General features: G+C 62.0%; 16 protein-coding genes and 1 other RNA gene. 7 read left to right on the forward strand and 10 right to left on the reverse strand.

All coding sequences use genetic code 11. The features are described 5' to 3' along the window. Positions 1-71 precede the first annotated feature (71 nt). Positions 72-866, reverse strand: a complete 795-nt coding sequence (locus tag C8264_RS11565; protein ID WP_108461142.1) for a thymidylate synthase — start codon at positions 864-866, stop codon at positions 72-74. A 72-nt stretch (positions 867-938) separates the two neighbouring features. Here C8264_RS11565 and ssrA point away from each other — a divergent pair. The 3 genes from ssrA (at position 939) to C8264_RS11580 (ending at position 2,135) form a co-directional block, all read left to right on the forward strand. Beyond that, positions 939-1,297: a transfer-messenger RNA gene (gene ssrA / locus C8264_RS11570) on the forward strand. Positions 1,298-1,408: 111 nt separating this feature from the next. Then, positions 1,409-1,897, forward strand: coding sequence for an SspB family protein (locus C8264_RS11575; RefSeq protein ID WP_108461262.1), 489 nt, complete (start codon positions 1,409-1,411; stop codon positions 1,895-1,897). A gap of 10 nt (positions 1,898-1,907) precedes the next feature. Then, on the forward strand, positions 1,908-2,135 hold the full coding sequence (locus C8264_RS11580; RefSeq protein ID WP_108461143.1) for a ribbon-helix-helix domain-containing protein: 228 nt from the start codon (positions 1,908-1,910) through the stop codon (positions 2,133-2,135). Here the strand turns inward: C8264_RS11580 and C8264_RS11585 are convergent. Next, positions 2,119-5,760: an AsmA family protein gene (locus C8264_RS11585; RefSeq protein ID WP_108461144.1), complete on the reverse strand. Its 3,642-nt coding sequence runs from the start codon at positions 5,758-5,760 to the stop codon at positions 2,119-2,121. The two genes, C8264_RS11580 and C8264_RS11585, sit on opposite strands and share 17 nt — an antisense overlap. A gap of 306 nt (positions 5,761-6,066) precedes the next feature. Between C8264_RS11585 and C8264_RS11590 the strand changes: the two genes are divergently transcribed. From C8264_RS11590 to C8264_RS11600, 3 genes are all read left to right on the forward strand, one after another. Further along, positions 6,067-8,406 (forward strand): ATP-dependent helicase, encoded by a 2,340-nt coding sequence (locus tag C8264_RS11590; protein ID WP_108461145.1) that lies wholly within the window; start codon positions 6,067-6,069, stop codon positions 8,404-8,406. A gap of 27 nt (positions 8,407-8,433) precedes the next feature. Continuing rightward, positions 8,434-8,751 carry a heavy metal-binding domain-containing protein gene (locus C8264_RS11595; RefSeq protein WP_108461146.1) on the forward strand — a complete coding sequence of 106 codons (318 nt, stop codon included), beginning with the start codon at positions 8,434-8,436 and terminating at the stop codon, positions 8,749-8,751. Between the two features lie 82 nt (positions 8,752-8,833). Next, positions 8,834-9,706: a 50S ribosomal protein L11 methyltransferase gene (locus tag C8264_RS11600; RefSeq protein ID WP_108461147.1), complete on the forward strand. Its 873-nt coding sequence runs from the start codon at positions 8,834-8,836 to the stop codon at positions 9,704-9,706. A gap of 91 nt (positions 9,707-9,797) precedes the next feature. On the opposite strand, the gene C8264_RS22720 is transcribed toward C8264_RS11600, so the two are convergent. Both C8264_RS22720 and C8264_RS22725 read right to left on the reverse strand, forming a co-directional pair. Continuing rightward, positions 9,798-9,929 (reverse strand): hypothetical protein, encoded by a 132-nt coding sequence (locus C8264_RS22720; RefSeq protein ID WP_281261444.1) that lies wholly within the window; start codon positions 9,927-9,929, stop codon positions 9,798-9,800. A 120-nt stretch (positions 9,930-10,049) separates the two neighbouring features. Next, a complete protein-coding gene (locus C8264_RS22725) occupies positions 10,050-10,184 on the reverse strand; it encodes a hypothetical protein (RefSeq protein ID WP_281261445.1) in 135 nt (44 codons plus the stop codon). A gap of 114 nt (positions 10,185-10,298) precedes the next feature. Here C8264_RS22725 and C8264_RS11605 point away from each other — a divergent pair, with 114 nt between their 5' ends. Continuing rightward, positions 10,299-12,119: an aminopeptidase P family protein gene (locus tag C8264_RS11605; protein WP_108461148.1), complete on the forward strand. Its 1,821-nt coding sequence runs from the start codon at positions 10,299-10,301 to the stop codon at positions 12,117-12,119. A gap of 29 nt (positions 12,120-12,148) precedes the next feature. Here C8264_RS11605 and C8264_RS11610 read toward each other — a convergent pair whose 3' ends face one another. From C8264_RS11610 to ftsZ, 6 genes are all read right to left on the reverse strand, one after another. Continuing rightward, on the reverse strand, positions 12,149-13,378 hold the full coding sequence (locus tag C8264_RS11610; RefSeq protein WP_162783595.1) for a hypothetical protein: 1,230 nt from the start codon (positions 13,376-13,378) through the stop codon (positions 12,149-12,151). Positions 13,379-13,391: 13 nt separating this feature from the next. After that, positions 13,392-15,599 (reverse strand): NAD-dependent DNA ligase LigA, encoded by a 2,208-nt coding sequence (gene ligA / locus C8264_RS11615; RefSeq protein ID WP_108461263.1) that lies wholly within the window; start codon positions 15,597-15,599, stop codon positions 13,392-13,394. A 264-nt stretch (positions 15,600-15,863) separates the two neighbouring features. Beyond that, positions 15,864-17,534, reverse strand: a complete 1,671-nt coding sequence (recN, locus tag C8264_RS11620; RefSeq protein WP_108461150.1) for a DNA repair protein RecN — start codon at positions 17,532-17,534, stop codon at positions 15,864-15,866. Positions 17,535-17,852: 318 nt separating this feature from the next. Next, positions 17,853-18,698: an outer membrane protein assembly factor BamD gene (locus C8264_RS11625; protein WP_108461151.1), complete on the reverse strand. Its 846-nt coding sequence runs from the start codon at positions 18,696-18,698 to the stop codon at positions 17,853-17,855. Between the two features lie 89 nt (positions 18,699-18,787). After that, positions 18,788-19,744, reverse strand: a complete 957-nt coding sequence (lpxC, locus tag C8264_RS11630; RefSeq protein WP_108461152.1) for a UDP-3-O-acyl-N-acetylglucosamine deacetylase — start codon at positions 19,742-19,744, stop codon at positions 18,788-18,790. Between the two features lie 108 nt (positions 19,745-19,852). Then, the gene (gene ftsZ / locus C8264_RS11635) at positions 19,853-21,535 is read right to left on the reverse strand and encodes a cell division protein FtsZ (RefSeq protein WP_108461153.1); all 1,683 of its coding nucleotides are present in this window, start codon (positions 21,533-21,535) and stop codon (positions 19,853-19,855) included. Positions 21,536-21,594: the final 59 nt, after the last annotated feature.

Genomic DNA, 21,594 nt, shown 5'->3' on the forward strand with positions numbered 1-21,594 from the left:
CCGCTTTCGCGGGAATGACGCCGCGGTTGCTTAGGCGGGAATGAGGCCGGGGCGTTGACTCTCAGCATACCCTAAACGGAAACAGCACCCTTGATATGCGGATGCGGATCGTAACCTTCGAACTCGAAATCTTCGAAAACAAAATCTTCCAGCCGCGTCACCGCGGGATTTATCCTGAGCGCCGGCAAAGCCCGTGGCTCCCGCGTCAACTGCAGCTTGGCCTGCTCGAAATGATTGGAATAAAGATGCACATCCCCAAAAGTGTGCACGAAATCGCCAACGCCCAGACCCGTGACCTGCGCCACCATGTGGGTCAGCAAAGCGTATGACGCGATGTTGAACGGCACCCCCAGAAATGTATCTGCAGAGCGCTGGTAAAGCTGACAGCTGAGCTTGCCATTGGCGACATAGAACTGGAACAGGCAATGACAGGGCGGCAGCGCCATCTCGTCAACTTCCGCCGGATTCCACGCTGAAACGATGTGGCGGCGCGAATCCGGCTTGGTCCTGATGGACTCGATCACATTGGCCAACTGGTCGATCTTGCGTCCGTCGGGCGCCGGCCAGCTACGCCATTGCGAACCATAGACGGGCCCGAGATCGCCGTTCTCGTCGGCCCACTCGTCCCATATCTTGACGCCGTGCTCCTGCAGCCAGCGCACATTGGTTTCGCCCCGGATAAACCAGAGCAGTTCGTACACGATCGACTTCAGGTGCAGCTTCTTGGTGGTGAGCAGGGGGAACCCCTGTGCCAGGTCGAACCGCATCTGGTAGCCAAAAAGGCTGCGCGTGCCCGTACCTGTGCGATCGGACTTGTCGACCCCAGTATCGAGAATGTCGGAGAGGAGCTTGAGATAGGGCTGCATGATCCCATGTGTAGTTCGATTCGGTCGCTTCAGCCGCCATTTGCGCAGTTTTCCGCCAATTTTTCCCGCCGGGCCATTTGCATCAGGCTTCGCGGCGCCTATATAGGGAGGGCTCGCAAGAGCTATGGCGATAAACTGTCATCGTAATAAACCTTTCGGACCCGGGGGCAGTACCCGGCGCCTCCACCATCTCCCCGGATCATCCGGGCAGCCAATGGGGGCGAAACAGGATCGACGAGGGCGTAAAGGGTGTGCTTTTGCTCGGTGAGGTACCACCGTTATCGGTCCGAAACTTATAGTTGCAAATGACAACCATAAGGCTCCAGTCGCTCTCGCTGCGTAAGCAGTGCTAGCATTGGGAAATTAAGTCCTCCAGCCCTAGCCGGCTGACAGGCGGGGTCCGCAGGCACCTGGCAACAGAAGCCTGCACCTTCCCTCTTCAAACTTGCTTGCCAAAGCCCCTTTCTCCTTGAATTCTCATGGAACGTGAGGCTGATATGGGCCGTTCGGGATTCGTTTTTCTCAGCACCGGAAGGGTGACCATGGCCGAAGACCATATGCGCTACGACATTCTCGCTCAGGAAGCCCTGCGCGGCGTTGTGCGCAAGGTGTTGTCCGAAGTCGCCAAGACCGGCCTGCCGGGCGAGCATCACTTCTTCATATCCTTTGCCACGCGCGCTCCGGGTGTGCGCTTGAGCGAGAAACTGCTCGGCCAGTATGACAAGGAAATGACGATCGTCATCCAGAACCAGTATTGGGACCTCAAGGTCAACGAGACCGGCTTCGAGGTTGGCCTGTCCTTCGACGGCATTCCGGAAACGCTGGTCATACCGTTCTCGGCCGTAAAGGGCTTTTTTGATCCATCCGTCCAGTTCGGGTTGCAGTTCGACCCGGCGACAGCGCCGGGCGCATCGGCAGCCGAGGCGGAGGCGGATGATGCGGTGAACGCAGCAGCTGCTACACCCGCGACCGAAGGCGAAAAACCGGGCGAAAAGGTTGTGAGCCTCGACGCCTTCCGCAAGAAACCCTGATAGTTCGCTGATGGAAAAGCGATCCTTGTCGATCGCCGGACACCGCACATCCATAGCGCTCGAACCGCAATTCTGGGCGGCGCTTGAAACTATGGCGAGCCAATCGGGGCAAACCATGGCTGCCCTGATCCGCAGCATCGATGAGAGCCGGGAAACCACAAACCTGTCGTCCGCCGCGCGGCTCGCCGTCCTTGCCTGGTATCAAGGCCAGATGGAACGAACTAAAACGGCTGATTGACAGCGTTCCCCAAGGGCAGGTTGACCATCGGCTGAAATCCGAGATTCAAAGGCTCCGCAGACGGTGGACTGGGGGCGACTGGCGTCTGCTGTTGCAGCTGCAGCTCGCGCGCCAGACGTTCTTCCTCAAGGCGCTGTGCTTCGGCCTCCGTTTCCGCTTGCTGTCGTGCGGCCTCTTCGGCTGCCAGGCGTTCGGCTTCCGCTGCGGCGCGCTGACGTTGCTGCTCGATCAGCCGGTTTCGCTCTTCGGCTGCAGCCCTTTGGCGCTCGGCATCTTCGGCCCTCAAGGTCTCCAATCTATCCACCTCGATCTCGTTGGCACGCACCTGAATGGCAGCAACCATTTCCGCAAGATCCAGCGCTACGTCCGGCACCAAAAGAGTACCCGCGATACGCGTGATGATCCGCGCGGTGTCGTTGCGCACCAGCCCGTCGGGATCATCGAACCCCAGCGGCGTAAGCACGAAACTGCCGTCGAGCCCGAGACTGGGCAGTGCAAGGCTGATATCGCCGGCCAGCCGCCCGCCATTTCCTTCCACGATAAAATTGGTCATTCGGGCCACGCCGCCTGCAACCGTGAAGGTTCCCGAAGCCGATGGTGAAGCGAAGCTGCCCTGTCCTAGCGACAGGCCAACAAGCGTACCGATCGTATCCGCTTCCGTTTCCAGAACATCCTCTAGCCCGGCAATGTCGGGGAACACGCGAGGCGAAAGCCCGTTCACCGCAAAATCCGAAATGGTGAAGCTGCCTTCGCCGGCGAGTACGTCGACCGCCTCGGCCAGGCTTGCTCCCGTTGCTTCGAACTGCACGCCTGCATCGAGGATGCCGCTCATCGAGGCGCTGATAGCACCGGGCGCCAGCGCATTGATCGCGGCGTTCACAACGCCCAGCCGTCCGTCGATGGTCTTTTCGCTAAGCGGACCAGCGCAGCAAACGGTCAAATCGAGATTGATCGAGCCGTCTCCCAGCGCTGCTTCGAAGCGCCCCAGGCGGAACCTGGTTTCGTCCCAGCTGAGCTCGAAACTGGTAGCGCCCAGCTTCGGCGTACCGCCAGCGGTGAGTGAACTGGCACCCACCGTTACGGTGCCGCGCGTTTGGCGAGCGTCCCGGCCAATGGTGATCGGCCCCTCCGACCAAACAGAAGCCCCCGGCACCAGTGCCGCAGGACCAAACAGCGTCGCCGCGAGACCCTCCACCGAAACCGTATCTATCGTCAACGCGCCAGCCACCGCTGCAGTATCGCCGGTGCGGGACAGCGAAAGCTCCCCGGAAAAACCCGTTTCGCCGGACGTTCCGGCGATGCCGGTCAACCGCGCCAGCCGCTCACCCTCGAAATGCAGATCCGCCGCGGCATTGGCGTGAGGGAGGCCCAAGCCACGCGCGCCAACGATCTGCGCTAGCGCCCCGACATCCAGCAGATTGACGTTGAGCCGCCCGGTGCCTTGCAGTTCACCCTCCGCCGATTGCAGCAACTCGCCAGCAAACCCGACGCTTTCGTCCCCCGAACTGGCGTTGATCGAACCACTCAGCCCTTCCGCGGGCGTGCCTTGCAAGCTCGTGGCCACCAGCACGCCCTCGTCCTGAAAAATTTCCGCGTCGCCAAAACCCACTTGACGCGTCAGGGCGGCTGGGTCTTCTCCCTCCAGGGAGGCAGTCAATCGCAAGGCAGTGGAAGACCAGGCGGCGATGCCACCATCCAACTCGGCCCGCAGGTGCATATTGCCGGCGCCAAGCGGCCCCCGCACCGTCAGGACCTGCTGGCCCCCGTCCGCAGGTGCCGTCAAATCGACCGTCAGGTCGGCAGGCATCGAAGGCGCCAAGGCCGTTCGCCAGCCTTCGGGCACACGCAGGAACTCATAGATCGCGGTGAGTGCCGGAGCTGCGGCGTCGGAAACAGCAAGGCGCCCCGAGCCCGATACCTGCGACGCCTCCATCGTGCCGCCAAGGCTGAGCGCGGCATCAAAACTTGCTCCACCCCAATCGGCCGCAGCCAACCGTTCCACCTCGACGCGGCCGGGGCCCCACTGCCCCTCGGCCACCAGATCAGTGCCATCCTGCCCAAGGACGCGCGCGCTCTCACTGGTGAGCGAAAAACTTCCGTCAGGAAAGCTGATCCCGAACGCGGGCCCCGCCGCGATGTCAGGCAGCAGGGCCGCAAGCAGCGCACTGCCCTCTGCACCCAAAACGTCGAAATGGGCTACCAGGTCGAGCCGTTTTTCATTGGCGAACCCCAGCCGAAGCTCCACCGCATGCGTCCCGCCGGCCAGTGTCAGCATGCCGTTGTTGAGACCTATCGCGTCGCTCCCCAGCAGCACTTCGCCCTCAAGCTGCCCGGGCTGGTTGAACAGCACATTGGCCTCGTCAGGCTTGCGCCAGATCTGCGCCAGAGCGTCAAGCCTCTCGCTGTTGACCGAGAAGCGGCCGTTGAACGCCGCGGCATCGTTTTCATTGGCCAGTCGCCCACTGGCGCGTAGCTCGGTGTTGCCCGGCAATTGGGCGATGAACTGTTCCACCTGCCAGGCGCTGCCGTCCGTATTGGCGTCCACCCGGACATCCCGCAAGGCGACGCCGCGCAGGCCGATCTCCGCCAGATCTATGCCCACGCGCCCTTCCATGGGCGGAACGAGCGGGGCCGGCAATTCGCCAAGCATCCGCACCAGCTCATAAGGCTGGGTTGCCGCATCCTCGTTCGCGTCGCGCGGCGGCAGGCTGAACACGCCGCCCGATATGACCGCGTCAAAGCTCCGGCGGCTGCCCAGTTGGATGCTGGCGGCGCCAGTCAGGCGGGTTCCTGCCCGGTTTTCGTCCGGCTGCAGGGTATATCCCGACAGCACGATCCGGTCAGTCGACCCACTCACCTTGCTTTCCAGCACCAGATCGCCCCGGATATCGTCGGCGACATCGCTGGCCGGCGGCTCCTGGCGGTAAACCATCGTGCCATCGAACTTGGGCGCCATGCCCGGCGTGAGCACGCCCTCGGCGCTCAGGGAATATGCCTCGCCCGTCAGGGTCGCCGTGGCTCGAGTGTTGCCGGCGCTGTCCATGGCAGCGGAGTTGAACCGGACGCCATAGCGCCCATCGCGATACACGGCCGAGCCTTGAAACTGGAACGGACCTGCAAAGCTCGTGATCTTGAGCTCGCCATCCACATCATTGGCCACGAAGTTTTCACCCGACCGGCGGTCCATCAACCGCAGGGTTGCGTCTTCGATGCTCGCCTGGCTCAATGCCACCGAGCCGCTGCTGGCAAGCGTGACGCCACTACCGAAGAAGCCGCTCTCGTCCAGCGTAAAATCGACAACCGGCGCCACCAGCACCAGCTTGGTCACATTGTAGTTGTCGCGCAGAAAGTCCAGCAACGAGAACTCCGCCTCGATACGGTCGACCGTCGCGGCAGGCTCCTCGGGCGAGCCGACCAGCACATCGGCAAGTTGGAGGCGTGGCTGTGGCAGAAGCGAAAAATCTATCTCGCCGCGGATGGTGACCGGCGTACCCAACATGCTGGTCGCAAGTTCTTCCATGCGGCTGCGATAATCGCCCCAGTGAATAAAGCGCGGTGCGACAAAGGCACCAGCGAGCACTATGATCGCAAGCAAGCCGATAATGATGTAGATGCGATTGAGCACTTGGGCGCGGCCATCCGTATTCTTGGCGCGGAGTTTAGGCTAGCGGCGGCTCCACGCAACCCCGCCGCCACCCCAATACACGCCAAGACCTTGGCACTGGAAGGGCTTGCGGATCACTCCTGCATCATTGCGGCGGTTGGTATTTGCCTCAAATCAGCCCGAACGCCGGCTTAACTGGCTCCGGCAGCCTGCCCGACTTCTATACATCGCCCTGGTCAGTCCCTATATTGCGGGCAGAACAAAACAAGATTCGTCAATGCCCGCGCTGCCCTGCCCGCCCCGGCTGCAGCGATGGAAAGGCCATAGATGCCCGGTGAACCACACCCACTCGATCGCCCGTCCGCTGGCGCGATTACCGGCCAGTTCCGAAAGAACCAGGCGCCCGATTATCTGAGCGGCCTCAATGAGGAACAGCGTGACGCTGTGGAGTCCACCGAGGGTCCACTACTTGTGCTGGCTGGTGCCGGCACGGGGAAAACCCGTGTGCTGACCACCCGCATCGCCCACATCATCAATACCAACCGGGCCAGGCCCTCCCAGATCCTGTCGGTGACCTTCACCAACAAGGCCGCCCGGGAAATGAAGGAGCGCATCGAAAAGCTCGTCCCGCGTCTGGAGTCGATGCCCTGGATGGGCACGTTCCACTCCATCGGGGCCCGCATCCTGCGTGCCCATGCCGGGCTGGTGGGCCTCACCAGTTCCTTCACCATTCTCGATACCGACGATCAGATCCGGCTGATCAAGCAATTGCTGGAGGCGGACAATATCGACGAGAAGCGTTGGCCAGCCAAGCTTTTCGCCTCGATGATGGATGGCTGGAAGAACAAGGGCCTGCTCCCCAAAGATGTGTCGCCGGCAGACAGTGGCAGCTATGCAAATGGCCGCGGCGCCAAGCTTTATGCCGATTATCAGGCTCGGCTGAAGTCGCTCAACGCGGCGGACTTCGGCGACTTGCTGCTCGAATGCATTCGGCTGTTCAAGGAAAATCCAGATGTGCTGGCCGAGTATCACCGGAAATTCCGGTACATGCTGGTCGATGAATACCAGGACAGCAACATCGCCCAATACCTTTGGCTGCGGCTTCTGGCACAGGGGAAACCCGCCAGCGAGGCGAATATCTGCGTTGTAGGCGACGACGACCAGTCCATCTATGGCTGGCGCGGCGCCGAGGTGGACAACATCCTCCGCTTCGAGAAGGACTTCCCCGGCGCCAAGGTGATCAAGCTGGAGCGCAACTATCGCTCGACCTCGAACATCCTCAAGGCCGCCTCAAACCTGATCGCCTTCAATGAAAGCCGGCTCGGCAAGACGCTGCAGACCGATGTAGCGGATAAGGGTGAACCGATTTCCGTCACCCAGGTGTGGGATTCCGAAGAGGAGGCCCGCACCGTCGGTGAAGAAATCGAGCAATATCAGCGCGCCAGCGAGAGCCTCAATTCCATGGCGATCCTCGTGCGCGCCTCGTTCCAGATGCGCGAATTCGAAGAGCGCTTCATCACATTGGGCCTCAACTACCGCGTCATCGGCGGCCCCCGCTTCTATGAGCGCAAGGAAATCCGCGACGCCATCGCCTATTTGCGCCTCGTTGCGCAGCCAGCTGACGATCTTGCACTGGGCCGCATCGTCAACACCCCCAAGCGAGGCCTGGGTGACTCAACGGTTCAGTTGCTGCACGCTGCGGCCCGAGCCGCCAATGTCCCCCTGCTCTCGGCCATTCGCATGCTGGTCGATACAGAGGAACTCAAGCCCAAGCAGCGTACGACGCTGCGGGCGCTGGTTGGGCAGTTCGATGACTGGGCGCTCCGCTCCCAGACCTTGAAGCCGTTCGAACTGGCCGAGCAGATCCTCGAAGAGAGCGGCTATACCGACATGCTCAGTGCCGACAAGTCGGTTGAATCGGAAGGCCGCAAGGAAAACCTCAAGGAACTGAGCCGTTCCATGGAGGAATTCGACACCCTTGGCGGGTTCCTGGAACACATCGCACTGGTCATGGACCGCGACAGCAACGAAGCGGCCGACGCAGTTACGATCATGACACTGCACGGTGCCAAAGGGCTGGAGTTCGACACTGTGTTTTTGACCGGCTGGGAGGAAGGCACTTTCCCCAGCCAAAGGTCGATGGACGAGAGCGGCCGCGCGGGGCTCGAGGAAGAGCGCCGTCTTGCCTATGTCGGCATCACTCGCGGCCGCAAGCGTGTGCGAATATCCGCCGCTCAAAACCGACGCATCCATGGTCTCTGGCAATCCGCCATTCCCTCGCGCTTCCTTGATGAGCTTCCCGCCGATGCCGTGGAGGTCAAGGACACCGGCTCGTCCTATGGTGGCTACGGCTATGGTGGGGGCGCGACCTCGCGCTTCAACAAGGCCGATCCGTTCGAAAGCGTCTACCAGACGCCGGGCTGGCAACGCGCCCGCGCCCAGCAGTCCACCCGCAAGGGTGGCGGCCCCCTGACCATCGATGGCGATCTGGTTGCCCGCTCGGTCGATCTGGGCAGTGACCGATCAGCCTTCGGCAAGGGCGAGCGGGTATTCCATCTCAAGTTCGGCTATGGCGATATCGCCGAGATCGAAGGCAACAAACTGACCATCGACTTCGAAAAGGCCGGCCGGAAGAAAGTGCTGGAGAGCTTCATCACCAAGGGCTGATGAAACAAATTCAAGAAGGAAAATCGCATGATCATCTCGACCACGCCGACGCTTGAAGGCCGCCCCATCCGTGAGTATCTCGGGCTCGTCACTGGCGAAGTGATCGTCGGCGCCAACATCTTCAAGGATCTGTTTGCCGGCATTCGCGACATCGTCGGTGGCCGGGCCGGAGCCTATGAGGGTGCGTTGCGCGACGCCCGCCGCCAGGCCTATGAAGAGCTGAGCTTCGAGGCCGAGCGCCTGGGAGCGGACGCGGTGGTGGCCGTTGATCTCGACTACGAAGTGGTCGGCCAGAACGGCTCCATGCTGATGGTGTCGATAACCGGCACCGCCGTGCGGCTTTAGCCTCCCTGCTCCAGTACAGTTCCCGGATTGACGGAGCGCGGCGCTTGGCGCAACTAGGCGCCAACGCACAAGGAAACTCGCCATGGCTGTCGACCAGATCTCATCCACACCACTGACCAAGGACCAGGCCTATGCGCTGGTCGATGCGGTGATGGAGCGGGACGATCTGGCGCTCACCGCCTCCGCGCACGAGAATGAGGAAACCGGGCTTTGGATATTCGAAGCTGGCTGCGACAGCCCGGCGCCGGTGGATTCATTTGCCGAACTGGCACAACAAGTCCTTGGGCAGAACGTGCAGTTTTCGGTTACCGCTCTCGACCCAGAAGTCAACTGGGTCGCCAAGTCGCTTGAGGGCCTGGCGCCCGTGATAGCCGGAGGCTTCTATGTCTATGGCAGCCACGAGACCGCGCCCGTTCCCGGCGGGCTGACCCCGATGAAGATCGATGCAGCACAAGCTTTTGGCACCGGCCATCACGAGACAACCACGGGATGTCTCGAAGCAATCGACAAGCTTTTGAAGCGCAATAAGCCACGGCGCATGCTGGATGTGGGCACCGGCACCGGAGTTCTGGCCATTGCCTTGGCCAAGCGCACACGCACCCCGGTCATCGCCAGCGACATCGACCCAATCTCGGTGACCACGACAATCGAGAATGCCGAACAGAACGGGGTCGGCAAGCTCATTATCGCCATTGAAGCGACGGGCTTAACCCATCCCACCATCGCACAAAACGGACCTTACGACTTGATTGTCGCCAATATCCTGGCCGGGCCTTTGATGGCATTGGCGCCGGCAGTTGGGAAGGCGGCGCAAAAGGGTGCGACGATCATTCTTTCAGGCATTTTGCAGCACCAGGCGCGCGGCGTGATCAACGCCTATGCGCGTCAGGGCATGACGCTGACCCAGAAGCTGCAGCGCAAGGAGTGGACCACGCTAATGCTCGAGATGAAATAGCGCCGGCTCTGCCGCGTGCGCCAAAAAGCAAAATCCCCGAAGCATGCTCCGGGGATCAAAATCAGATCGTCAGCTCTATCCTGCAGCGGCCTTATGGGCGCTTGGTGAATGCGCCGATCAGTTGATGCTGCATGCGATAGGTGACCTGACGGCTCGACTCGCGGCCACGAGCGTCGATAACCGACCCCAGCGCCTTGCGAAAATCATTTTTGCTCTCAGTCATTCCAGTCTCCACGCACTTCCGTGACGGTCTATTGCCCCCGTCGTGCTCTAGATAGGCCAGGCCGCGAGGTTTGGTTAGAGCGGATTGCTCAAGCCAGCCCTGCAAGACTCGCAAGTCCCCTTAGCGCTTTGTTAATTCGCGGTTGCCGCTACGGTAGTCGCGTTCAAACCGTTCCACATAGAGGCGCGCCTGGCGTTCACGGCCGGCAATCAGCGCGTCGAAGGCACGCGATACGAAATTCTTGTCTCTACCCATCTTCGCTCTCCTTGGTTCTGCGACTAAGCTAGGTATTCGCGGGCGAAATTCCATGCCCAGCCCAGCACACCAGCCATGACTGGGGCGCACCCCGGTCCAGGAACCTGACTGACTATGACCACCCAGAACTTTCCAGCCGCCATTTTCCAGAGCTTCGAGGAGAAATCCGACAGGGCGAATGTTGCGCCGCGCCTTGCGGCATTGCGCAAAGCAATAGCGTCGGCAGGTGTCGGCGGGTTTCTCGTGCCTCGGGCCGACGCGCATCGAGGAGAGTCGGTGCCTCCAGGCGAAGCGCGGCTGGCCTATGTCACGGGTTTCACCGGTTCGGCTGGGCTGGCTCTGATTGGCGCGGATCAGGCCGCACTTTTCGTCGACAGCCGATATACGCTGCAGGCACCGGCACAGACCGATACAGCGCTGGTCACTGTCGTGCAGACAGACCGCGGCGGCCTAAATGCCCAAGCGAGGAACATCGTCCCTGCCGGCAGCACCATCGCCTATGATCCGTGGCTCCACACGCCGGGCGAAGTGCGCGAAATGGCCGCGCTGCTGGCGGGACATGCCACGCTGGTCCCCACAGCCAATCTGGTGGACCAGATCTGGACGGATCGGCCGGGTGCGCCAGTCAGCGCTGTCGAGTTTCTGGGTCACAATCGCGCCGGCCGCACCGCCGCGGATAAGCTGATCGAAATTCAGGATGCGCTGAAGGCTGAGGGCGCTGGCGCGACGGTGCTGACGCTACCCGAATCGATCTGCTGGCTGTTCAACATCCGCGGGCGCGATGTGCCCAACACCCCGTTCGTGCTGGGATTTGCGATTGTACCGGCAAACGGAATGGCAACGCTTTATCTCGACCCGACCAAGATCACGGAAGAAATCCGCACAGCTCTCGCGGAGCTTGCCAAGGTTGCCAGCAGTGCCGAACTGCCGAACGATCTCGCCCGTTTGGGCGCCAGCGGCAAACCAGTCTGGGTCGATCCGGCCAGCGCGCCGGAAGCAATTGCGGTTAAGCTCAAGGAAGCAGGGGCCACCTTGATCGAAAAGCGCGATCCCGTGCTACTGCCGAAATCGCGCAAGAACGAAGCTGAACTTGCGGGCATGCGCGAGGCGCACAAGCGTGACGGCGTGGCGCTAGCCAAGTTCCTCCACTGGTTCGACGCCAATGCGCCCCAGGGCAAGTTGACGGAGATCGGGATTGTCAGCGCGCTTGAGGCGTTCCGCCGTGAAGACGACAGTTGCGTCGATGCCAGCTTCGACACCATCTCTGGCTCCGGTCCCAACGGCGCCATCGTTCACTACCGGGTCACTGCCAAGACGGACCGGACCCTCAGCCCAGGCGAAATCATGCTTGTGGATAGCGGGGCGCAATATCTCTCCGGTACCACGGACATTACCCGGACCATGGCCAGCGGGCCGGCCACGGACGAACAGCGTGACCGCTTCACCCGGGTGCTGAAAGGGATGATCGCCATTTCCACCGCCCGCTTTCCCAAGGGCACGAGCGGCGCGCAGATCGACATCCTGGCTAGGCAATTCCTATGGCAGGACGGCGTCACCTATAACCACGGCACTGGCCACGGCGTTGGCGCCTATCTGGGTGTTCACGAAGGACCGGTGGGGATTTCCTCGCGCTACCAGACCCCCTTCGAAGTGGGCAACGTCATTTCAAACGAACCGGGCTACTACAAGGAAGGCGAGTACGGCATCCGGATCGAGAACCTCGTCACGGTAGTCGAGGCGGCGTATCCGAACTATCTGGAGTTCGAGACGCTAACGCTCGCGCCGATCGACAAGCGGCTGATCGCGGTGGAACTGCTGACGGCACAGGAGCGTGATTGGCTGGACAAGTATCATCAGCGGGTTTGGGCCGAAATCGGGCCGTTGGTGACGGGCGAGGTGCGGGAGTGGCTCAAAACCGCCACTGCCCAACTGTAAATCTGCCCGCTAAAGTTCTGGAACGGCCCCTAATTGAACCAGAAGGCGTAGTTGAGCCAGTTTGCGCCGAGGGTCTCGTTCGCCTCCGCAAAACTCTGTGCATCGGCTATCGGGCCGTCCTTCAGATAGGGCAACGCGCCCGATCCGGTCAGCAGCAGGACCAGATCGGTTTCGGTTGCGGTGTCGAAATACTGTTTGAGATCAATACCTTTGCCGAAGCGCCAGTGCGGCACCAGCAATTCGCCGTCGAGCACCTGATCGACCGTGTCGAGCGTAGAGAGCCAGGCGTCTACGATGTCCTGCGTCACCGGCATGGTTTCGAACAGGGACGTTTGACGGGGCGATGGGACGAGTTCCCGGTTGTCGTCGGTTTCGGCCAGAATGAGTTCCCAGTTTTGGCGGGAGAGGGCTGTGATAGCCCTGAGCCGCTGCAGTACGCCGGCCAGGCGCTGCTGGTCGGTTACGGGGAAATCGAGGGTGTGAATCGCGGCGATAATGTCGGCGATGCCGGCATCGCTCTCGGCGTCCATGAACAATGTGCCTGTGGAATCAAGGGCTTGCATCGGCAGACCGGCCTTGGGGAAGACGCGGTGCAGGTAGGCGTTGAAGAAGCCGGAAAAGTCGTGGGCCAGCAGGAGGTCGATGGGTGCGGCTGCAATCTGGGTGTAGCCGGCGAACCAGATGGCGTCGGCGCGGTCGAAGCCTATGTCGGTATCCGGCATTTCAGATGGTATATCAAAGACTTGACCGGATGGGGCCAGCAGCGCCCCGAGCGTTTCGCCTTCGCTGCGTTCGCCATTTCCGTCGAGGTCCATGCGGATCTGCAGCGGGTCTATGGTGATGACATAATCGCCGGATTCGCCCGCTTTCTCGAACGACGTCTTTGCGCTATCTAGTTGTAAAACAAAGCTGTTTAGCAGATCGCGGAGTTGCTCGTAGCTTAGTGGTTCGGGGGACGGATTGGCTGGCGTGGCGTTGCCGGGATTGTCCATTCCCAGCACCAGGGACAGCGGCGCGCCGGTCGGCAGCACGGCACCATGGCGATAGAAGCCCGCTGCGAGATTCTCGTAAGCATGCACCAGTTCGAACATGCCCAGAGCAAAGCATGCTTCGGTTTTGCCTCCGGCACACTCCTGTTTTGCTGCCGAAATTCCCGGCTTTGCCTTCCCGCCATAGAGATGATCGGCGAGAGTGTCGCTGGCCTGGGCCGTCCCGGTGAGCAAAATGGAAGTCGTCGCCAGAATCATAGGGGTCTTCATCGTCCCGCCTCCATCATTTGCCGACGCGGGCAAACCACTCGTCTTCGCTGATTACCTCGACCCCGAGTGCTTCGGCGCTCTTGAGCTTGGACCCGGCGCCGGGACCGGCGACCAGGATATCGGTCTTGGCCGAAACTGAACCCGCGACCTTGGCGCCCAGCCGTTCGGCCATGGCCTTGGCTTCCGAGCGGGACATTTTTTCGAGGCTCCCGGTGAACACCACTGTCTTGCCCGCGACCAGGCTGTCGGCTGATACGCTGACGAGGTAGGGCTTGGGGTGAACCTGGGCGAGCAGCGCATCGAGAACGTCGTCATTGCGCTCATTGCCGAAGAAATCGACCAGCGCGTCAATCACCGTGCCGCCAATGCCATCGATGGATGGAAACACCGTCTTGGGATCGGCCGCGGCGGCGGTTTCCTTGCCGACGCGAATCAATTCCTCGATGGTGGAAAACGTGCGGGCGAGTGCGGCGGCCGTGGTTTCCCCGATATGGCGAATGCCAAGAGCGAAGATGAAGCGGTCGAGCTCCGGTTCGCGCCTTGCGTCTATGGCGGCGAAGAGCTTGTCGAGACCTTCATAATTGCGATCCTCGACGCTGCGCACGTTCTTGCGGGTCTTGCCGGATACGGCTTCGCGTTGCCGCGCCTGTTGCTCGCGCCGTTCGGCGAGCGCCTTTTGTACTTCAGGCCGCCGGTCGCGCAGGGTGAAGATATCGGCGGCAGTCTTCACGAGGCCGGCATTGAAGAACAGGTCGATGTTCTCCGCGCCCAGCCCTTCGATATCCATTGCCCCGCGCGAGACGAAATGGCGCAGACCCTCAATGGCCTGTGCGGGGCAGATCAGCTCGCCCGTGCAGCGCCGGCGCGAATCTTCCTTGCCGGTCTTTTCGTTGAGCTCCCGCGTGGCGGGTGAACCACAGACCGGGCAGGTGTGCGGGAACTCATAAGGGACTGCATCGGCTGGGCGCTTTTCCAGCACCACCCGGACGATCTGGGGAATGACATCCCCTGCCCGCTGGATCACCACGGTATCGCCGATGCGGATATCGATGGGTTCATCGCCGCGAATCGGCAGGCCGTTGCTGTCGATGCCTTTGATATAATCCTCGTTGTGGAGGGTGACGTTTTCGACCACTACGCCCCCCACCGTCACCGGCTCGAGACGTGCGACGGGGGCCAGCGTGCCGGTGCGGCCGACCTGAATATCGATTCGCCTGACGGTGGTGGTTGCCTGCTCGGCGGGGAATTTGTGGGCGACGGCCCAGCGCGGCTCGCCCGTGACGAAACCCCAGCGACGCTGCAGTTCGAGCTGGTCGACCTTGTAGACGACGCCATCGATGTCGTAGCCGAGGGACGAGCGCTGCTCTTCGATCAGGCGGTACTGCGCGATCAGTTCGTCCACCGACTTGGCGCGGACCATGAGCGGGCTGATCTGGAAGCCCCAGTCGGCGAACTTCTGCACCGCTTCATATTGTGTTGGCGCAGGATCTTCGGTGGTGGCACCCCATGCGTAGGCGAAAAAGCGCAAATTGCGGCTGGCGGTGACGGAAGGGTCTTTCTGGCGGAGCGAGCCGGCGGCGGTGTTGCGCGGGTTGACGTAATCCGGTCCGCCAGCCGCAGCCGAGCGGGCCTTGAGCGCCTGGAATTCGGCATAGGTCATATAGACCTCGCCGCGAATTTCGATAGTTTGCGGCCAGCCGGAGCCTTTGAGTTTTGCCGGAATGTCGGCAATGGTGCGCAGGTTCGCGGTGATGTCCTCGCCGACGCTGCCGTCGCCACGCGTGGCGCCCTGCACGAAGACACCGTTTTCGTAGCGCAGCGAGGCTGAGAGGCCGTCGATCTTGGGCTCGGCGGTGAAGGCGATGTCCAGCCCCTCGTCGCGCTGGAAGAAGCGGCGGCCCCGCTCGATGAAATCCACCACGTCCTGATCGGTGTAGGCCTTGGCGAGGCTGAGCATAGGCACGGCGTGGCGCACCTTGCTGAAACCTTCGACGGGCGGGGCCCCGACCGACATGGAGGGGCTGTCCTCGCGCACCAGATTGGGAAAGGCCTCCTCGATGGCGTCGTTGCGGCGGCGCATGGCGTCGTATTCCGCGTCGGTGATCTCGGGCGCATCGTTTTGATGATAGGCGATGTCGGCGGCGGCAATGGCGGCGGCGAGCCGGGCAAGCTCGCTATCGGCTTCCGGCTCGGTGAGATCGTCGACGGGTTTTTTGGACAGGTCGGTCATTGGATCGCAACTCAACAATCACACACAACCCCATTTAACCGTGAAGTCATTCCCGCGAAAGCGGGAACCTTGGTTTTGGTGGAAAGCAAGCAAGTGAGGTTCCCGCTTTCGCGGGAATGACGTGGTGGGTGGGGGAATGATGCGGTGGGTGGGAAATGATCCGGTGGCTGCGGTGTAGCGGGGTAGCGCGATGGGTGCCACGCCCCCGTGGTTCGACAGGCTCACCATGAGGGCTGCTGAGGCATATGCGAGCGGCTAGCTCACTTCGCTCAATAGCTTGCTCGCGGCTGCCCTTGCTTCGTCAGTCACCTTGGCGCCGGCCAGCATGCGGGCGACTTCTTCCTGGCGGGAGTCGGTGTCGAGCGGCTTGACGTGGGTGCGCATGAAGGCGCCTTCATTGACGGCCTGCTTTTCGATCAGCAGATGGCGCTGGGCGCGGGCGGCGACCTGGGGCGCATGGGTAACGGCGAGGACCTGCACCTTGCCGGCAAGCCGCGACAGACGCCGGCCGATGGCGTCGGCGACGGCACCGCCCACTCCGGTGTCGATTTCGTCGAAGATCAGGACGGGGGCCGAGCCACGGTCGGCCAGCACCACCTTGAGGGCGAGCAGGAACCGGCTGAGTTCGCCGCCTGAAGCGACCTTGAGCAGAGGGCCTGCGGCCGTGCCCGGATTGGTCTGCACATGGAATGCGATCTGATCGAACCCGGAGGCGGCAATGCGGTTGGAATCGATCTGGTGATCGACGATGAATTTGGCTGCGCCGAGTTTGAGATCAGGCAATTCGGAGCCGACCGCCTTGCCCAATGCCGCGGCGGATTTCGCGCGTGCCTTGCTGAGGGTATCGGCTAGCTTGCGATAGGCTTCCATTGCCTTGGCTTCGGCGGCCTCCAGCGCCACGAGGCGGGTTTCTCCGCTCTGCAGCGTCTCGAGATCGGCCGAGTATTTGGCCAGCACTTCACTCAGCCCATCGCAATTGGTCTGGTGTTTGCGCGCTGCGGCACGCAGGGCGAAAAGGCGCTCCTCGACGCTTTCGAGTTCGTTGGGGTCGTAGGCCATTTCGCGCTTGAGCTCTTCCAGCGCGTCGGTTGTCCGGTCGAGCGCCGCGAGCGATCCGTCCAGGGTATCGACCAGCGGCTGGAACAGGCTCGCCCCGCCGTCGATCTTGCGCATCAGGCGACGCATCAACCCGGCCAGCGCCGGTCCGGGCGCAGAGGGACCGTTGAGCATGTCGTCGATTTCGACAACGTCGGAGGCGGCGCGCTCGGCCTGCTGCAGGTGCTGGCGGCGCTCGGCAAGCTCTTCCTCTTCGCCCGGCTGCGGCTTGAGCTTGCCCAGTTCCTCAACCGTGTGGCGTGCATAATCTTCGGCAGCGAGGGCTTCGGCCACGAGCGCCTTCTGGGCCGTCACCGCTTCCTGCGCGTCGGCCAGATCCTGCCAGGCATCGCGCACCTTGAGGGCCATGGCTTCGAGTTCACCGAAGGCGTCGAGGGCCGCGCGGTGAGTGGCCACATCCACCAGGGCACGATCATCGTGCTGGCCGTGAATTTCGACGATCTGCGCACCGACCTTTTGCAGCAGGGCCGCCGACACGGGCTGGTCATTGATGAAGGCGCGGGTGCGGCCGTCCGCGAATTGCACGCGGCGCAGGATGATGTCCTCGTCGTCCGGGATCGCATTGTCGCGCAGGGCGGCGCGCGCTGGATGATCGGCCGACAATTGCAGCACGGCGACCACCTGCCCGCTGTCATGCCCGCTGCGCACCAGCGATGCGTCGCCACGGCCGCCAAGGGCTAGCGTCAGAGCATCAAGGAGGATGGACTTGCCCGCGCCGGTCTCGCCGGTCAGCACCGTCATGCCGCCATCGAGCGCCAGATCGAGCTGATCGATCAGAACGATATTGCGAACCGAAAGCGCGTTCAGCATGCGCGTACCATTCCCAAATTCCGTGTGCGCTCGCGACCGCTTCTACCCTGCCGCGCTGCTCTGGCGAATTGATTTCTGATGTGTCGAATAAGCGAACCGGAACGTATATTAGCGACCCGGAACAAACTAGCAACACTTTAGTGCGGTTGTAAACAACCCCACCTAACCTCCCCCTGAAAGAGAGAGGGACTGCTGGCGAGCGTGGCACGACAACGCAAGCCTCGAACCATCGTCAACGGAAGTTCCCGCTTTCGCGGGAATGACGCGGTGGAAAGATACACCCTCCCCCGCGAGGGGGAGGTTTAGGTGCGCCTGAGCTTAGTTGCGGAGGCCCGCCATCCAGCTGCCGCTGTTGACAGCGGGAGCCAGGCCCTGCTTGCCGAGCAGCGCAAACGCCTGCTGGTACCAGTTGCTGGACGGATAATTGTGGCCCAGCACCGCGGCGGCGGTCATCGCTTCGTTGGTGAGACCCAGCAACAGATAGGCTTCGGTCAGGCGGTAGAGGGCTTCCTCGATGTGGGTCGAGGTCTGCCAGGTTTCGACCACGGTGCGGAAGCGGTTGATGGCGGCGGTATACTGGCCATTGCCCAGATAGTAGCGGCCAACCGACATTTCCTTGCCGGCCAACTGGTCATAGGCAACCAGCAGCTTTTCCTGCGCGTCCTTGGCGTATTCGGACTGAGGATAATTGGAGACCAGCAGATTATAGGTGTCGATGGCATCGCGCGACAATTGCTGGTCGCGGGTGATGTCCTTGATCTGCGCGAAATAGGCATTGCCCTTGAGGTAAAGAACGTAAGGCACGTCCTTGCCATTGGGATAAAGCGCGAGGAACCGGTCAGCCGCGAGAATGGCTTCTTCGAGTTCGCCGCTGCGATAGTTCGCATAGACCTGCATCAGCTTGGACTTTTCCACCAGCGGATTGCCGGGGTGCTGGCGATCGAGCTGTTCCAGGCCCTTGATCGCGGTCTGGAAATACTGGCGGTCCATGTCGTCGAGCGCCCTTTGGTAAAGCGCTTCTGCCGGAATGACCGGGGCTTCCTTGATCTTGGGGGGCCCGAACAAATTCATGCCGGAGCAGCCGGCAAGCACGACCGCAACCAGGGCAACCGACAAAATCCGGCCCGCTCGGCTGGTGAAACCACCAATAACGTCAAGTGTCACGAAGTGCCCCGTCCTTAAAAGCTATGCCGTTGTGGCGGCGTAGTTAGCAATTGGTTCAAAACTGTGGCGCGGCACGACACCCCAAGGGGCTAGCGAACCGACCGCAGGTAGTGATTGACTGCCAATCCGGCCGGCTGATCCTCGAACGCATCGAACTCCAGCGGCAGATTTTCAGCGCTAACTATTTCATAATTGGCTTCGCTCGAAAAGAGACCCGACAAAACATGGGCGTTGAGCGCGTGGCCGCCCTTGTAGGAACGGAAGCGGCCCCAGATCGGCAGGCCGCCCAGCGCCAGGTCGCCAATCGCGTCGAGCAGCTTGTGGCGCACGAACTCGTCTTCGTAGCGCAGCCCGTTGGGATTGAGGATGCGGTCATTGTCGACGGTGATGGAATTGTCGAGGCTGGAGCCCAGCGCGTAGCCGGCCTGGCGCAGGATCTTGGCATCGCGAACGAAGCCGAAGGTGCGGGCGCGGGACACGTCTTCGAAGTAGCGGCGCGGGGTCCAGTCGAAGATCATGCGCTGGCGGCCGATAACCTTGGAGTCGAAATCGATCTCGAGATCGAGCGCGCGACCATTATAGGGCTCAAGCGCCGCAAAGGCATCATTGTTGCGCACGGTGACGGCGCGGATGACCTTGAGGAACTTGCGCTGCGCGGGCTGGATCTCAAGACCGACCTGCAGGATGGCTTCGGCAAAAGGGCGCGCGCTGCCATCCAGGATCGGGCATTCGCTGCCATCCAGGGTAATCAGCGCATTGTCGACGCCCATGCCCGAAAGAGCCGACATCACATGCTCGACGGTCGCAGCGCTGACGCTGTCGCCCAGATCGATCGTGGTGCAAAGGGTCGTGCGCGTCACGCGCGAGAAATGCACGGGCACGGGAAGAGTCACGCGGCCGTCGCCCAGCTCGCGCGATATGGATATTCCGCTGTCAGCCGCCGCTGGCTTGATGGTCAGCGTTACTGGCTGGCCACTGTGGACGCCATAACCAGAGAAGCTGATGGGGGCGGCAACGGTACGCTGGCGCGTGGTAAGTTTCTGCATACTGGATTTACTCCGAACAAGCCCGAACGCCCGAGGCTGTGTTAGCCAAAAAAAACTCGGTGCGAAAGTCGCACCGAGTCATGTTTTTGTTGCCGGAAGGCCCGGCTCCTACCCGTGCTTGCGCAGGAAGGCGGGGATCTCAAGGCTATCCTTGCTGGGGGCCACGGCGGGCAGGCGACCCTGGGCATCAAGATTGCCACGGGCACCCTGCGTTGCCGGTGGAACCCGCGAAGTCCTTGCGCCGCCTGCCTCAATCGCGCTGCGGGCAGCATTGTCATCGGCCGGTGAATAGACCGCTTCTTCCTTGCCGGCGGGAGCGGGCTGACCCAGGTTCAGGCCGACATTGGAGGCCAGGCGCTTGAACAGGGCACGAGCATTGCGCGGCTCGGAGTCCTGACGTTCCTGCACTTCCTGTGTCCGGCGCGCAACAACTGGGAGCTCCTCGGTGCGCGGCATGCGGCGCTGACCTTCGGGGCGAGCGGCGTTTGACGGCACGTAGACGCTCGGAATCGGCGACTCATCGTGCATCATGGTCGGCTCTTCGATCTCCTGGGAGACCGGGGCGGCCGGGATGTAGGGCTCGACGAAAACGCCGTCGTCTTCCTGATGGCCGTAGCTGGGCTCGGGCGCCTCGAAGCTGAAGGCGTCCGCAACAGCCTGCTCGACCTGGTGCTCGATCTGCTGGCTGACGACAGGAGCCGGCTCAGGCTGGCGATCTGCGGCACGCTCCATGGCAACGCGGGTCGGCTCGACCGGCACATGGCGGCGAACTTCCAGCGGGGTGCGCGACGCATGCGGCTTGGCGGGCTCGAGGGCCTGCACCATGGCAGCATCGGTACCGGTAGCAACCACGGACACGCGGATCGTGCCGGTGAGGCCCGGATCGTAGGTGGCGCCCAGGATGATGTTGCAATCGGGATCGACTTCTTCGCGGATGCGGCTGGCCGCTTCGTCGACTTCGTAAAGGGTCAGGTCCGGACCACCGGTGATGGAGATGAGGAGGCCGCGCGCGCCCTGCATCGACACATCGTCCAGCAGCGGATTGGCAATGGCGGCTTCGGCGGCGTGGCGCGCACGGTCTTCGCCCGATGCTTCGCCGGTACCCATCATCGCCTTGCCCATGCCGCGCATTACCGCGCGCACGTCGGCGAAGTCGAGGTTGATGAGGCCTTCCTTGACCATCAGATCGGTGATGCAGGCAACACCGGAGAACAGCACCTGGTCAGCCATCGCGAAAGCGTCGGCGAATGTGGTCTTCTCGTTGGCAACGCGGAACAGGTTCTGGTTGGGAATGACGATCAGCGTATCGACATGGCGGTGCAACTCATCAATGCCGTCATCGGCAAGGCGTGTGCGGCGATTGCCCTCGAAATTGAATGGCTTGGTAACAACGCCGACGGTCAGGATACCCTGCTCGCGGGCAGCGCGGGCAACAACGGGCGCAGCGCCAGTACCGGTGCCGCCACCCATGCCACAGGTGATGAACACCATATGCGAGCCAGAGAGGTGATCGTTGATCTCGTCCCAGCTTTCCTCGGCAGCGGCGCGACCAACCTCGGGGTGCGAGCCTGCGCCAAGGCCTTCGGTGACGCCGACACCGAGCTGGATGATCCGCTGCGCCTTGGACAGGGCAAGAGCCTGTGCGTCAGTATTGGCGACGACGAAGTCCACGCCATCGAGCCCCGATTCGATCATGTTGTTGACGGCGTTGCCGCCGCCACCGCCAACACCGAACACGGTAATGCGGGGCTTCAGTTCCTGGATGTCCGGGATGGTGAGGTTGATGGTCATGAGTGGCCTCGTGGTGGCGTTGTTGGTAAATATTTACCCCCGCAAACGTTAACCGGCTC

The organism is Devosia naphthalenivorans, assembly GCF_003056355.1.
GTDB lineage: Bacteria > Pseudomonadota > Alphaproteobacteria > Rhizobiales > Devosiaceae > Devosia > Devosia naphthalenivorans.